Genomic DNA, 14,335 nt, shown 5'->3' on the forward strand with positions numbered 1-14,335 from the left:
GATAATTATTTGCCAATAAAACCAGCTGTCCACTTAGTTAATGGCAAGCCAATCGATCTAGAATAGTAATAAATATTTGAGTCTAAGTGATATGAAAAGAAATAGTAAACTCTATAAAATAATAATTGGACTGTTTTGTTATTTTATTACCATGCAGACAGTTGCAAAGCATCATACAGAAGTTATACCTATGAAATTAGATATCACACAATATAATGAGTTAAAAAAACAACATTATAATGATTTTAGAGGTACCAATGAATTTACTATTCAAAAAGATAAAGACACTACCATTAGGTATATGGAAGATTCAGAATATACATTAATTACCACTATAAAAGAAGTATATATAGTTAAACGAGTTTACTATAAGCCTACAGGTGTTTTAAAGTCAGAAATCGAGAGATTCAATAATATCGAGATTAATACCGCAAAATATTATGATGAGCAAGGGCAATTAACAGAGGAATATAAATATACCTCTCCTGATTGGGTGGATAGACTAACCAAGGTCGTTAAAGAAAAATTTAATGTTGACCTTTGGTCGCTAGGGCAAGCAATGCTTTCATGGGGTAATTATCAAGGTAAAGAGGTTATTACCATTATTCATAACAAAGGCCAGTATTTAGATTTTAGAAATGATATGGCTGATAGATATACCGTTTTACTAGATGCCAATACATTAGAAATTATTAAGCAGTATGATTAATATTAAAGTTTCTTATAACTGATGGGTACGATAATAAATATGTTAATAGTAAAACAATGCAAGCTACTTGATCATTTTATTATAATGGTTTTATTGATCATTTCTACTATATGTTATGCCCAAGAACAGCCTAAGTTAGAAAATAATTTAAATCATTTTGACATTAATAAATTTAATGAGCTAAAAAAGCAGCATTATAATGATTTTAGAGGTACCAATGAATTTACTATTCAAAAAGATAAAGACACTACCATTAGGTATATGGAGGATACTGAATATACTGTAATAACCACAATCAAAAACGTGTATATGATAAACCGTGTTTATTATAAACCTACAGGTATTTTAAAATCAGAGGATGAAAGTTTTAATAATCTCACGGTTAATACCGCAAAATATTATGATGAACAAGGACATTTAACAGAGGAATATAAATATACCTCCCCTGATTGGGTAGATAGACTAACCAAGGTAGCCAAAGAAAAACTCAATATTGATCTTTGGTCTCCTAATAAAGTGATGATGTCAAGGGTTAATAATAAAGGTAAAGACACTCTAACGATTCTCCATAATCATGGTATTGATTTAAACTTTAGAGATAGCTCTTCTATAAAACATTCAGCATTACTTGATTTTGATACATTAAAAATTATTGAGCAGGACAATTAATATTAAATTTTTTTCAAATAGTGGGTACTATATTAAGTATGTTAATAGTAAAACAATGTAGGCTACTTAATCATTTAATTACAATGGTTTTATTGATCATTTCTACTATATGTTATGCCCAAGAACAGCCTAAGTTAGAGAGTAATTTAAATCATTTTGACATTAATAAATTTAATGAACTAAAAAAGCAGCATTATAATGATTTTAGAGGTACCAATGAATTTACTATTCAAAAAGATAAAGACACTACCATTAGGTATATGGAGGATACTGAATATACTGTAATCACCACAATAAAAAACGTGTATATGATAAGCCGTGTTTATTATAAGCCTACAGGTGTTTTAAAGTCAGAGGATGAGAGCTTTAATAGTCTCGCGGTAAATACTGCAAGATATTATGACGAACAAGGGCGTTTAACTGAAGAGTATAAATATACTTCCCCTGATTGGGTTGATAGACTAACCAAGGTAGTTAAAGAAAAATTTAATGTTGACCTTTGGTCGCTAGGGCAAGCAATGCTTTCAAGGGGTAATTATCAAGGTAAAGAGGTTATTACCATTATTCATAACAAAGGCCAGTATTTAGATTTTAGAAATGATATGGCTGATAGATATACCGTTTTACTAGATGCCAATACATTAGAAATTATCAAACAGTTTGAACGTTCTTCAAAAAGACCAGGATACAGCCATACCCTTCATTAGATAAATATAGTATATTTTGGGGAGTTAAAATTTTATCTACTTGGATAGATCCGACTCCTTAAGGGATTATTATGAGAAAACACCTATATTTTTTACTGTTTGTAGTTTTTATATTTGAAACTATGTCAGTAAATGCAACGAATAAATTAAACACCAATGAAAAAATGAATATAGATGAATTTAATTCAATAACCAAAGATATGGATTTTAGTCATAAACCTACTTATGAAGTTCCTGAAACATTTGGCCACGCAAGTATAAAAGGTGCTCTTGAGGAAGATAAATGGTACTGGATAACACCTGAAAATTCGTCAAAAATAATTAAACCAAATGATATCTTTAAAAGATTTGAAAGCTCTGTAATTTATGGAGAAGCAGATCCCAATGCAACCCCAATACAATTTAAAAAGGTAGATAATATATATCTTCCATATATTGAACTGCACTATGTAACCCTTTCTATTGAAAAACTGGATTACACCCGCCTAAAATCTCTCACTGAATATATACCATTGCTTGATCAGCAATATATTATTTATATTAATGATATACCGCGTACAGCTTTAAATGCTTTATTTAAAAATAATCAAAATAATAAAAGCTTCTATTAATTATTTTGGTTACATGAAGTTGAAGCACAAAATATAGGAAATTTTTATATCAGATATGGCAATAATCAAAAGAAGTAATGTAATAAGCGTTATTACTGTGCTGTTGTTATTTGGATTTATGTATTTTCTGCGTAATACAGTAATAGGTGATATTTATGGACGAACAGTTGGTAAATTGTATGAAGGACCCAGTAAACAAACCTTTATTCTTTCTGGTGAAGTCCCTACCTATTTTTCATTAGATATTATCAGCTATTATCAAAATGATCGCGCGGATGAATGCCTACGTTATAGTGCAAAAGCAGGTAAACGCATGAGCTATTTTACAGGGATGAAACAAACCGTTGAAATGTCGGATAAAGGGCATTATGAAGTTAACGTACCGACTAGCTATTATGCAGCAGGCTGTCATCTACCTATTCAATCAGTAAAAATTGTAGCTTATGAGTATTACGACAAAGATTTAAAAGAAACGACAATGGAGCAGTGGGCGGCTTCTTTAAGTTTTGTTAACTCAGCTCAATTGGCCGATGAAGCCCCTCATTTTTCGCTTAATAAGCCGATGATTTATAATAGCCGTTGCTCTAATATGTTGCGTATTATGGGCGGAGATTTACTTGTTAAGATTTTAGGCTGTTATAATGTAGATCAACACTGGCAATGGATTCAAAATAATAAAACTCCTAAAGTATATGATGTACTCCGTCGTGATGAGCTTCCTAATCAATCCATTACCGTTAATCTAAGGCATGATCCTTATGATGATGTTCCTTATTACGGAAAAGCATGGGAACAGATAAGAAAAAATTGGAAACCTTGCTATGGTAAAGGTAAAAATGATCCTTTCGGATTTTGTTATAACTCTCCAGGCAAATATAGGATCTTTAAAATGAATGGTAAAACTTGTACCATTTATCCTCAATGTACGGAAGACGAAAAGGAGTAAATAGTTTTATAAGTATTACTTGTTATGGGCTTACATTTCAAGAATGCAATACATATATTCTATAAGGTTATAAAATAATAAGTGAGTAACTAAGAGGGTGCTATTGCATAGCAAGTCAACTACCAAGCAAGAGAGAAGTAGATAACTTACGTATTAATGAAACAGAACCTACGATACCAAGGTCAATACTTTGATGAAGAAACCGAATTACATTACGATACTTTTAGATATTGTGATCCGCAAATAGGGCGGTTTACTACTCAAGATCCTATAGGATTATTGGGTGGTTTTAATTTTTATACTTATGCACTTAATCCTATTGCATATATACCAACGCCGTAACCGGTTATAAATCGGGGGACTATAACAAATGGGTAATTTAATAACAAAGGAAATTTTAAAAGTTTATTGGAATAATGTTTGCGGAGAAGTAGCCGGACAATCATTTTATATTTTTAGTAATGATATTAGTTTTCTTTCTAATAAATTTCCTTTTGAGTTATGGCCTAGTCATAAAGAGGCTAAAAATTATAAGCTGTTTGGAGATCATTGGGTTGTATGGGTATGGGATGTTAAGTTTTCGACAATTCCAATAAATTGGTTAAATATAGTCAAACAAACTTTTTTATTTTTTCTTGAGAACAAAGCTATTTTAAGCTGGTGTAGAGTTAACCTATAAGCAACCCAATATGCCTTGAAAGGATATTAACTAAATGAGACTAGCACGATTTGCTTTTATACTTTTTTTATTGCTGCCTATCAGCAGTTGGGCCGTCACCCTAACCCCTGAACAGCAGCAGGCCAAACAGCAAGGTATAGCTTTATTTATGCAGGGGCATGAGGCTAAACCATTCCTAGAAGTAGCTGCCAAAGTGGGAGATAGTGAGGTACAATACTATTTAGCCGAGTCCATCCGTATGGATAATCGTTATATCAATGCGGAGGCTTACCATTGGTATGAGGAGGCGGCTAAACAAGGTGATCTCTATGCCATGACCCGTTTGGGACGTAGTCCGGATTTTTGTAAACTATTTGAAAATTGTACCTTTACTCCTAAAGAATGGTTAGCCAAAGCCAAAGCCAAAGAACAAGCCTATGCCCGCGCTCAACAAGGGGATGCCGAGGCGATGGGGCTATTATCTACCTTGACTGGACAATTTAGCTGGTTAGAGAAATCAGCCGAAGCGGGTAATGGCTATTATCAGTATTTACTGTCGATACGTTATGGTGAGGGTAAAGGTAGTTTTGTCAACCAGCAAGCCCATGATAAAGCCAGTAAAAAATGGAGAGCCGAATCAGCCAAGTCAGGCTATGTACCTGCTATGTATGATTATGGTTATTATTTGGCCAAATAGGGTAAAATTAAAGTAGCTCAAGGATGGGTATTGAAGGGAGTTAATGCTGGAAGCATTTATATAGTTTCCACCTATGCTAGTATCATTGCTAATGACCATATAAGAAATAAAAATAATATTTTTCAATTTCCAATTGATCGTGTAAAGGGATATGCTTTATTGAGTTTAATTGCGGAACTTGGCGGGGGGAATGGTAATAGTGCACAATTACGCAAATACCGCTCAATCTGCACTCGTGTGCTTTGGCGTTGCTTAAGCTCCGTCCCCAACTTCAACAACTTAAGCGCCTTCCATTGCTCAGCAAACTCATCAAAGGTCACACCGGCTACCGCTGACTCAGCACCAGAATTCACTGACAGAGGAACTAACCAGTCGCTTTGGTTATGATGCCCAAGGCCGTAAGCAATGGCAATTTGCATGCCATAGATCACAACAAGAATTAACAACACTAAATAAAAAGCAAACACCTATCGACCGTTTACTATCCAGTAGAGAAAATCTTATTTACAGACAATATAACTACGATCCTGTTGGTGAGTTGATTAGTTTATTAGATAAAGCTAGAGGCAAAATTGAATATAACTATGATAAAAATGGTCAACTAAAAACTGTTACTACCAGAAATCGACAAGAACAGTTTATTGCTGATGCATCAGGTAATTTCTTACCCTCACAAGTATTACCTAGTAAATATTTAGCTAAACATAATCGCATTACTGATTATGGTCATATTCATATTAAATATGATGTCTAGCCTGTCTGCTGGTTCCTTCATCATTACTCAATATATCTAGAAAATTTATTGTTTTTTATAACCCTAGAAATTAAAATTAACTTTTAGTCAAAGATCGAAAGTTTCGGTTAGCAAGAGGATTATTAGTGATGGAAGACCAAACGTCGATAGATATCACAAAAGCACAAGAGGCGGATCTACAGGAAATTCTTGATTTGCAGTATCTTGCTTATCAAAGTGAAGCTAAACTGCTTAATAATCCTTATATTCCACCGCTGACACAAACACTTCAAGAGGTTCAAGCAGAATTTGAAAAAGGTATCATATTAAAAGCCGTTGATAAAAACGACTGCATTTTGGGTTCTGTCCGGGCATTTTCTCGGGATGATACCCTACATATAGGAAAGTTAATTGTTCGACCTGATATGCAGGGACAAAAGATTGGTACAAGGCTCTTAATAGCAGTAGCGCACTTATGGCCTCATCAAAGATATGAATTGTTTACCAGTTCAAAAAGTGTACGCAATATTAAACTCTATGAACGCTTGGGGTACCAGATTTTCAAAGAGCAAGCTGTCTCTCCAACCCTGAATTTTATCTACTTAGAAAAGATTTTATAAGTTTATAGGACAGGTGCTTCAATGAGTTGTGTACGTTAGTACACTTTGATGGATAATGAAATGGAGCGGGAAACGAGGTTCGAACTCGCGACCTCAACCTTGGCAAGGTTGCGCTCTACCAACTGAGCTATTCCCGCATTAGAAGTATTACTTAAATGGTGCCCGGGGCGAGACTTGAACTCGCACGGCCAAAAAGGCCGAGGGATTTTAAATCCCTTGTGTCTACCGATTTCACCACCCGGGCTCAAAACGGATATTGTTTACAACATCGCTTTGAATGCAGTGCATTTTACCCATCTTACGCATTCAGTCAATAAAAAAATGCAAATAATTGCATGATTGCTTAATGTTTGTCTGGTTTTACAATAAAACAGCTGTATTTAAGTTTAAATAATGATTTTTTGGCAATTGCTTTTAATTAAAACAGCAACCCGAATTATTCATCATCTAATAAATCACTGTGAGCAATCCATAAATACTGACACATTGAAAGTAGGGTTAATACTGTGGCAATAAATAGTGCAATTAACCCGGCATAAATAACCAGATCGCAAGGGCGCCACAATAACCATGTTAAAGCTGTCATTTGCGCGATAGTTTTAATTTTACCAGTTGATGACACAGCAACATTATTACGTTTGCCAATCTGCGCCATCCATTCACGTAAAGCGGAAATAATAATTTCACGTGAGATAATAATAATTGCTGAAACTGAAATCCACCACGCTTGGTAATATTGTGTAATTAAAACCAAAGCTATAGTCACCATAATTTTATCGGCAACTGGATCTAAAAAGGCACCAAATCGGGTGGTTTGATCTAAACGGCGAGCCATGTAACCATCTAAAACGTCGGTAACTGCGGCGATCAAAAAAAGCAAAGCCGAAAAAAAACCAGACCATTCATGTGAAAAGAGATAAAATGCCAACACAAAAAAAGGAATTAAAATAACTCTAAATAATGTTAATACTGTAGGAAAGTTGATTTTCATGCGACATAGACTCTATTTTGTTTTATTAATCAAATAATTAGAAATAATTAAAAAACAGTGTTTTCTTATCCTTATGTTGCCTGAAAAATGTTAATTTTTCAATGTGTTATTGTTGTAAATTTAGATATATTTTTTCAGCTAAAGGTTTTGAAATACCTTGAACTTGAGCAATTTCATCAATACTGGCATTTTTTAACTCTCTTAATCCACCAAAATGCTTGAGAAGCGCTTGTCGTTTTTTGGCTCCAATACCCTCAATATGTTCTAAAGCACTGTCAGTTAACTGTTTAACACTTTTATTACGTTGCCCACTGATAGCATGATCATGCGAAGCATTGCGAATTTGTTGAATCAGTAATAGAGCAGGGGAATGATCATCAAGATAATACCCCGTTCCATGAGCTTCAAAGAACAATGTTTCTAATCCTTCTTTACGTTCGGCGCCTTTCGCTACCCCGACTAAAATAGGATGTGATTTGTCCCAATTTACATCTAAATGCGCAAATACCTGTAATGCTTGATTCAATTGACCTTTACCACCATCGATAAAGATGATATCGGGAATTTTGTCGTCAGGCAGATCTTTTTTACTATAGCGACGAGTTAAGACTTGTTCCATTGCTGCATAATCATCACCAGGAGTAATACCAGATATATTGTAACGACGAAACTCTGATTTTACCGGACCTTTTTCATCAAAAACCACACAAGAAGCTATAGTATTTTTACCCATAAAATGGCTGATATCGAAACATTCCATACGATTGATTTTATCAATACCTAAAAAGGCTTTGAGTGCGTCATACCGTTGTTTTATGGTTGAATTTTCTAACAGTTTATTTTTAACTTCAGTTTGCGCATTTATGGTGGCAATATTAAGTAATTTTAGATTATCACCTTTGGGTTCATCGACTAATTTAACCTGATGTTCTGCTAAAAGTGATAGCGTCTCCTCCATCGGTTGTTTATCGGAGAGAGAAAAATTAAGTAAAATCTTTTTAGGAATATTACGATTCTGATTGCCTTGTAGATAAAATTGCCCCAAAAAGGTTTCAATTACTTCTTCCAGTTCAGTGTTTGAAGGTACTTTAGGAAAGTAAGAACGGTGCCCGAAAGTTTGACCATTACGAATAAATAATACATAAATACAAGCTAAACCTAATTCATAATGGAAGCCAATAACATCAAGGTTATCGTTATTATTGTAGATGGCTTGTTTTTCATTAATATGTTTGATAGCTTGCAATTGATCGCGCAATACGGCAGCTTTTTCGAAATTTAGATCGCTACTAGCTTTGTGCATATCCTCGGTTATTTTTTGCAAAATCTGATCCGACTGGCCGGATAAAAACAGTCTGACATAATTAACTTGTTCTTGGTAATCTTCATCACTGACTAAACCCGGGACACATGGCCCTAAACAACGTTTAATTTGGTATTGTAAACATGGACGGGTTCGATTACGGTAAGTCGTGTTTAAACATTGCCTTATCGGAATAGTTTTTTGTAATAAGGCTAATATTTGTTTTACCGCATAGCCACTAGGGTAAGGTCCAAAAAATTCATCTTTTTTGCGATTAACCGCACCACGATAGAGTGATAATTGTGGATGACGTTCTTTACTAAGTTTGATAAAAGGATAACTTTTATCATCCTTCAATAATACATTATAGCGAGGTTGATATTTTTTAATATAGGTCTGTTCAAGCAATAATGCTTCGGTTTCGGTATTTGTTATCGTAAATTCAACATGATGGATATGACTAACTAACCTATCTGTTTTTAAGGTTTTTTTGCTACTGTTAAAATAGCTTTTGAGACGATTATTAAGATCTTTAGCTTTGCCCACATATATAATGGTCTCTTTATCATTAAACATCTGATAAATACCTGGTTTATGTGGGACTGTTTTTAAAAAGGTTGATGAATCAAATTGGCTCATATTAGTTTTCAAATGTGAGGGCTTTTTTCTCTATTAACCTCATAATGGTGCTTAATAAACCGTTTATCAAGAGGTATATTAGCCCTGCAGCTATAAAAATAGAAAAATCATAGTATTCACCATTTAATTGGTTACTATAGCCCATAACATCCATAACCGGAATCATTGATGCTAATGCCGTACCTTTAACCACAAACACCACTTCATTTGAATAAGTAGATAGCGCACGCTTTAAAGCATAAGGTAATACTACTTTTAGAGTTTGTATTTTATTCATTCCTAAAGCTTCACAAGCTTGCCATTGTCCTTGGGGAACAGATTTTAATGCACCGTAAAAAATTTGCGTAGTATAGGCAGCACTGTTAAGTGTTAATGCTAAATAAGCACAAAACCAAGGCGAGGAAATAACTTCATAAAATGTTGGTATTTTACTTAAAACATCCCCAAATTGTGATGGACCATAATAGATTAAAAATAGTTGTACCAATAACGGTGAACCAGTAAAGATAGTAATATAAGCACGAATAATTTTACTGGAAATACAAGAATTCAAGGATAATAAACAAGAAAAAATAATCGCTAATAGTCCAGCCGATAGAATACCTAAAATACCTAAACTTAAGGTATCAGGTAAACCTTGGATAATGATTTTAAGGTAGTAAATAAAAGTATCTGACATATTATGACCTTATTAACTATTAGCTGAGTTAGTTTGTTCAAAATAGACGGCTCGTTTTTCGATTCTTTGAATAACGCGCTGGCTAAAAATAGAGATGATTAAATAGATAATCATGGCAACAAAATACCAGAGAAAAGGTTGGTTGGTTCTGGCAATTATGGTTTTTGTTTGCATCATTAAATCATCAATAGCGATTGCTGAAACTAGCGCTGTATCTTTTAACAAAATTAACCATTGGTTACTTAAACCCGGTAATGCATGACGCCACATTTGCGGCATAATAATGCGAAAGAAAGTACGAGATTTACTTAATCCAAGCACTTGAGCTGCTTGTTTTTGCCCGCTAGAAATAGCTTTTAAGGCACCACGCAAGGTTTGTGAGGCATAGACGGCGTACAGTAATGATAGTGCAAATACACCACATAAAAACGGATTAGGTTGAGTATTGCTAATATTGATTTGTAAATTAAATGAGGTAAAACCAAGTGAAATAGTCATGCCATCATCTAATGCCATCAATAATAGAGGTAATCCGGTATAAATTGCAACCACAATTAATAATTCAGGCAGTGCCCTAATGGTTAAATTAAATAACGACATTAACCTGGCAACAGGTTTGAATGGCGCCGATTCTAACATGGTGAAAATAAAAGCAAAGATCATTCCAACGATCAATGACACAAAAGCCAAGGATAATGTAATTAACGTTGCTTGAGTTAGAGGCAAGATATACCCATCTAAAGAGGGTAGGAACCAATTCATTCCATTTGCTAAAAAGTCTGACATAAAAAAACCATGGTTAAATTAAAAAATAAACTCGCCGCAATATAATGCGGCGAGATCACAATAGTATAACGAATTTAGGTATAACTGATTATTTGTTAAACCATTTTTTATAGATCGCGTCTAATTCTCCATTAGCTTTGAGTTTATCTATGGTTTGGTTAAATTGATTAAGTAGTTGATCATTACCTTTACGTAAAGCAATACCTAAACCTTCACCAAAAAATTCATGATCAGTAATTTTTTCACTTAATGGCACGATATCGGCGTCTTTGCTTAACCAGTCACCAGCAACAAATGAACTAGCAACAATGGCATCAATACGTTTTGCTTTCAAATCTAAAAAGGCAAATTGATAGCTATCGTAACTAACAGGCTTAACGTCGGGGAATTTTTCATTCAAATATTTTGAATAAGTAGTCCCTTTTTGTACGCCTACACGTTTGCCTTTTAATTGATCCAAATTAGTTAAAGTATCTTTTAAGGTAATAAATTGGATTGAACTATCGTCATAATAAACTTTTGTGAAGTCAACCTGTTGTTGGCGCTCAGGAGTAATATCAATCCCCGCTATGGCAACGTCAATACGGCGAGTTTTTAAGCTAGGAATTAAACCATCAAATGATTGATTGACGATTTTACATGAGGCTTTCATTTCGTCGCAAATTTTGTTGATTACATCAATATCAAACCCTACAATTTCGTTCTTATCATTAGTAAACTCAAACGGAGCATAAGTCGCTTCGGTACCAATGGTTAGAGTTTCAGCAGCTTGAGCCATAAATGCGCTGCTTGCAAATAAAATAGCCAATAACGTTTTTTTCATATATCCACCCAATTTCATGTTAATTAATGTGATAAATAAGCTTTAAATTGCTCAGTTTTTGGATGAGCAAAACTATCTAGTTGGCCTTGCTCAATTATTTTACCATGTTCCATATAGATTACTTGAGAAGCCACTTTGCGAGCAAAATCCACTTCATGAGTTACAATAATCTGAGTTATACCTGTTTGCGAAAGTTCATTAATAATTTCGGCAATTTGCGATGTAATAGCAGGATCTAGCGCAGCTGTTGGTTCATCAAACAGTAAAATCTGTGGTTCCATCATTAACGCTCTAGCAATAGCAACCCGCTGTTGCTGACCACCAGAAAGATGTAGAGGGAAACGCTGTGCCATGTCATCGATTTGTAATCGAGTTAAAATTGCCATAGCTTTATCACTAGCTTCTTTCTTAGTTAACTTAAGTACTTGGCATGGTGCTTCAATTAAATTTTCCAGTACAGTCAAATGTGGCCATAAGTTATAGTTTTGAAATACCATACCCACGTTTTTACGTAGTTGACGGATTTTAGTTTCGGCAATTTTTTCGGTAAAATCAAAATGTTCATTGGCAATTGTCATTTCACCTGAAGTTGGTATTTCCAGTAAGTTAAATATCTTTAATAAAGAGCTTTTCCCTGCGCCACTTTGACCTAATAACACAATGGTTTCACCTAGTGGGTAACAAAGAGAGACATCATTCAATGCCTGATGACTACCATAAAAGCAGTTAATATGCTTTAATTCTATATTCATTCTTAATTATTGCTTAGCTTTAAAATTGACTAAATATTACTTTTTTCTGCATAAAAATGCAATCTAAAATATGAGACAAATTTTTTTTAGCTTAAATATAGTACTTAAACGTATAGCTCTCCTGAAACATCTTTACAATATTATTTAGTTGGGAAATTTAACGTTCATCAGTGATGATAGGAATTACTGGCCCTAAATATTTAGGTTCTTGATTAAGAATATATAAATCAATAAAAGCACTTACACGAGCAAACATTTCGCGAATGCGAACTAATTTCATACTTTGTGGTGCTGGCACGGCAAAACATTGGGCTTGAATCCCTTGGGCTAGGGCTATAAAGATGGCCCGTTCACAATGAAATTCCTGAGTAATAATCGTGAAATTTTTGGCATCAAAAACTTTATTTGCACGTACTATAGAGTCAAAAGTGCGAAACCCAGCATAATCAAGAACAATTGCCTCACGTGGGATGCCAGCCTTAATTAAGTCTTTTTGCATCGTAATAGGTTCGTTGTAGCTGAGAAGAGCGTTATCACCACTTAATAATAGATAATCGACTTTACCTTGCCAGTATAGGTCAATTGCACCATCAATTCGATTTCGATAGAAACCATTTATGCCACCACCACGAACATATTTAGATGTACCTAAAACTACACCAATGCTACGATAAGGGAGTTTGTTTTCATCATGGTAGATGTATGGCGCAGTTTTATAACTTATCCAATAATCAAGTCCGATAATTGTAATCAGTATAATTAAGCATAAACTCACCAAATAAGCTATAAGCCTTTTTAACTTCATACTAAAACCAATCAAAAATGAATACCATTATTGGAAATAAAAACGGCGCTGTCAATGATGTCATTATACCACACAATACCAATGATAATGAACTATAGGCTCCTTCATGATAATCGACTTCAATGCAGCGCGCAGTACCAACAGCATGTGATACCGCACCGATGGATAACCCTCGGGCTGGCACTGATTTTATGTGAAGAAAGTTTAATAATTGATGACCAAATATTCCACCTAAAGTACCAACAAGAATAACACATAAAGCGGCAATGGATTGTACGCCACCTTGACTATCGGCAATGGTGACGGCTATAGCGGTAGTAACTGATTTAGGCAGTACGGACGCTGCAATTTCATGCGAACCTCCTAGCCAAAAAACAATGCTTACCCCTGTTACCATTGAAGCAACCGAAGCAGTAAACGTAATGATCATTATAGACTTCCAACGAGCTTTTATTTGCGGAATTAATTCATATAACGGATAAGCTAATGCAACCACCGAGTAGGGTAGTAAGTCATTAATAATTTGTACATTTTTTACATATTCAGTATAGGTAGTGTTGGTGATTAATAATATTGGAACTAACACAATCACTGAGATCACTAACGGATTAAATAGTGGCGTTTTTATTTTAAATGAAAACCTACGGATAACGAGGAAAATGCCAATAGTTAATGGTAACATCCAAATCATGATTGATTTTCCTTATTAGTTAATTCGGTTGTTTTTTTACGATTAGCTTTATGCAAATACTCAGTAAAGAAGGCAGTAAAAAATAATACGATAATCGAACCACCTATACAGCTAAAAATAATCGGCACCCAGTTATCTATTAATAATGAATAATTATCCATTATTCCCATCGCAGCTGGAATAAACAGCACCGTCATATAGCGCATAAATAAATTACAACTGTTTTTGATCCAACATGTTGGTATTAGTTGGAAGGCTAATGAGAAAAACAAAATTAGTAAACCAATAATACTACCTGGTATCATGATAGGTAATATTTTAGAAATAATATTACCTGCCCATAAAAATAGGGTTAACACAATTAATCCTCGACCATAACTAAAAAATGTATAGTACAAAGAGTAAAGTCGATGCTTTATAGTGGCATGCTTGGCTAAAAAATGTTTCATAATATAAATGCTAATTATTTTATGGTTTAATTAAGACTATATATTGATGTAGTAAAAGGTATAACGA

Annotated in this window: 19 protein-coding genes, 2 tRNA genes and 1 pseudogene; 10 read left to right on the forward strand and 12 right to left on the reverse strand. The window is 34.1% G+C overall.

Features of this window, described 5'->3' with window-relative positions; translation table 11 throughout:
• Positions 1 to 190 precede the first annotated feature (190 nt).
• The 8 genes and pseudogenes from A9G12_RS02340 (at position 191) to A9G12_RS02375 (ending at position 4,997) form a co-directional block, all read left to right on the forward strand.
• Positions 191 to 709 (forward strand): hypothetical protein, encoded by a 519-nt coding sequence (locus A9G12_RS02340; RefSeq protein ID WP_141674096.1) that lies wholly within the window; start codon positions 191 to 193, stop codon positions 707 to 709.
• A gap of 39 nt (positions 710 to 748) precedes the next feature.
• Positions 749 to 1,378, forward strand: coding sequence for a hypothetical protein (locus A9G12_RS02345; RefSeq protein WP_141674097.1), 630 nt, complete (start codon positions 749 to 751; stop codon positions 1,376 to 1,378).
• Between the two features lie 92 nt (positions 1,379 to 1,470).
• The gene (locus A9G12_RS02350) at positions 1,471 to 2,085 is read left to right on the forward strand and encodes a hypothetical protein (RefSeq protein ID WP_141674098.1); all 615 of its coding nucleotides are present in this window, start codon (positions 1,471 to 1,473) and stop codon (positions 2,083 to 2,085) included.
• A gap of 71 nt (positions 2,086 to 2,156) precedes the next feature.
• Entirely contained in the window at positions 2,157 to 2,696 is a 540-nt protein-coding gene (locus A9G12_RS02355) for a hypothetical protein (protein WP_065564278.1), read from the forward strand.
• Between the two features lie 118 nt (positions 2,697 to 2,814).
• Positions 2,815 to 3,642, forward strand: a complete 828-nt coding sequence (locus tag A9G12_RS02360; RefSeq protein ID WP_141674099.1) for a hypothetical protein — start codon at positions 2,815 to 2,817, stop codon at positions 3,640 to 3,642.
• A gap of 156 nt (positions 3,643 to 3,798) precedes the next feature.
• Positions 3,799 to 3,972 (forward strand): annotated as a pseudogene (locus tag A9G12_RS02365) (RHS repeat-associated core domain-containing protein); the annotation flags it as partial.
• Positions 3,973 to 4,012: 40 nt separating this feature from the next.
• The gene (locus tag A9G12_RS02370) at positions 4,013 to 4,321 is read left to right on the forward strand and encodes a hypothetical protein (protein WP_065564281.1); all 309 of its coding nucleotides are present in this window, start codon (positions 4,013 to 4,015) and stop codon (positions 4,319 to 4,321) included.
• A gap of 34 nt (positions 4,322 to 4,355) precedes the next feature.
• Positions 4,356 to 4,997 carry a tetratricopeptide repeat protein gene (locus A9G12_RS02375; protein ID WP_065564282.1) on the forward strand — a complete coding sequence of 214 codons (642 nt, stop codon included), beginning with the start codon at positions 4,356 to 4,358 and terminating at the stop codon, positions 4,995 to 4,997.
• 122 nt (positions 4,998 to 5,119) lie between these two features.
• Here the strand turns inward: A9G12_RS02375 and A9G12_RS12315 are convergent, their stop codons facing one another.
• Positions 5,120 to 5,428, reverse strand: coding sequence for a hypothetical protein (locus A9G12_RS12315; protein ID WP_176701738.1), 309 nt, complete (start codon positions 5,426 to 5,428; stop codon positions 5,120 to 5,122).
• 107 nt (positions 5,429 to 5,535) lie between these two features.
• On the opposite strand from A9G12_RS12315, the gene A9G12_RS12320 reads away from it, so the two are divergent.
• Both A9G12_RS12320 and A9G12_RS02390 read left to right on the forward strand, forming a co-directional pair.
• On the forward strand, positions 5,536 to 5,751 hold the full coding sequence (locus tag A9G12_RS12320) for a hypothetical protein (protein ID WP_065564284.1): 216 nt from the start codon (positions 5,536 to 5,538) through the stop codon (positions 5,749 to 5,751).
• 128 nt (positions 5,752 to 5,879) lie between these two features.
• Positions 5,880 to 6,350 carry a GNAT family N-acetyltransferase gene (locus tag A9G12_RS02390; protein WP_065564285.1) on the forward strand — a complete coding sequence of 157 codons (471 nt, stop codon included), beginning with the start codon at positions 5,880 to 5,882 and terminating at the stop codon, positions 6,348 to 6,350.
• A 61-nt stretch (positions 6,351 to 6,411) separates the two neighbouring features.
• On the opposite strand, the gene A9G12_RS02395 is transcribed toward A9G12_RS02390, so the two are convergent.
• The 11 genes from A9G12_RS02395 to A9G12_RS02445 form a co-directional block, all read right to left on the reverse strand.
• Positions 6,412 to 6,487, reverse strand: a tRNA-Gly gene (locus A9G12_RS02395).
• Positions 6,488 to 6,506: 19 nt separating this feature from the next.
• Positions 6,507 to 6,594: transfer RNA gene (locus A9G12_RS02400), tRNA-Leu, on the reverse strand.
• A gap of 192 nt (positions 6,595 to 6,786) precedes the next feature.
• Positions 6,787 to 7,341 carry a CDP-diacylglycerol--glycerol-3-phosphate 3-phosphatidyltransferase gene (pgsA, locus tag A9G12_RS02405; RefSeq protein WP_065564286.1) on the reverse strand — a complete coding sequence of 185 codons (555 nt, stop codon included), beginning with the start codon at positions 7,339 to 7,341 and terminating at the stop codon, positions 6,787 to 6,789.
• Between the two features lie 106 nt (positions 7,342 to 7,447).
• Entirely contained in the window at positions 7,448 to 9,283 is a 1,836-nt protein-coding gene (gene uvrC, locus A9G12_RS02410; RefSeq protein WP_065564287.1) for an excinuclease ABC subunit UvrC, read from the reverse strand.
• A 1-nt stretch (position 9,284) separates the two neighbouring features.
• A complete protein-coding gene (gene artM, locus A9G12_RS02415) occupies positions 9,285 to 9,962 on the reverse strand; it encodes an arginine ABC transporter permease ArtM (protein ID WP_065564288.1) in 678 nt (225 codons plus the stop codon).
• Positions 9,963 to 9,974: 12 nt separating this feature from the next.
• Complete coding sequence (artQ, locus tag A9G12_RS02420; RefSeq protein WP_218056558.1) at positions 9,975 to 10,748, reverse strand: arginine ABC transporter permease ArtQ; 774 nt, start codon at positions 10,746 to 10,748, stop codon at positions 9,975 to 9,977.
• 88 nt (positions 10,749 to 10,836) lie between these two features.
• Positions 10,837 to 11,571, reverse strand: a complete 735-nt coding sequence (locus A9G12_RS02425; RefSeq protein ID WP_065564289.1) for a transporter substrate-binding domain-containing protein — start codon at positions 11,569 to 11,571, stop codon at positions 10,837 to 10,839.
• 23 nt (positions 11,572 to 11,594) lie between these two features.
• Positions 11,595 to 12,323: an arginine ABC transporter ATP-binding protein ArtP gene (gene artP / locus A9G12_RS02430; protein ID WP_065564290.1), complete on the reverse strand. Its 729-nt coding sequence runs from the start codon at positions 12,321 to 12,323 to the stop codon at positions 11,595 to 11,597.
• A gap of 157 nt (positions 12,324 to 12,480) precedes the next feature.
• A complete protein-coding gene (locus A9G12_RS02435) occupies positions 12,481 to 13,128 on the reverse strand; it encodes an ElyC/SanA/YdcF family protein (RefSeq protein WP_065564291.1) in 648 nt (215 codons plus the stop codon).
• 1 nt (position 13,129) lies between these two features.
• Positions 13,130 to 13,819: a CidB/LrgB family autolysis modulator gene (locus A9G12_RS02440; RefSeq protein WP_065564292.1), complete on the reverse strand. Its 690-nt coding sequence runs from the start codon at positions 13,817 to 13,819 to the stop codon at positions 13,130 to 13,132.
• Complete coding sequence (locus A9G12_RS02445) at positions 13,816 to 14,268, reverse strand: CidA/LrgA family protein (protein ID WP_081299626.1); 453 nt, start codon at positions 14,266 to 14,268, stop codon at positions 13,816 to 13,818. The genes A9G12_RS02440 and A9G12_RS02445 overlap by 4 nt, the downstream gene beginning before the upstream one ends.
• Positions 14,269 to 14,335 lie beyond the last annotated feature (67 nt).

This window comes from Gilliamella sp. wkB112 (genome assembly GCF_001690685.1).
GTDB classification, from domain to species: Bacteria; Pseudomonadota; Gammaproteobacteria; order Enterobacterales; family Orbaceae; genus Gilliamella; species Gilliamella apicola_J.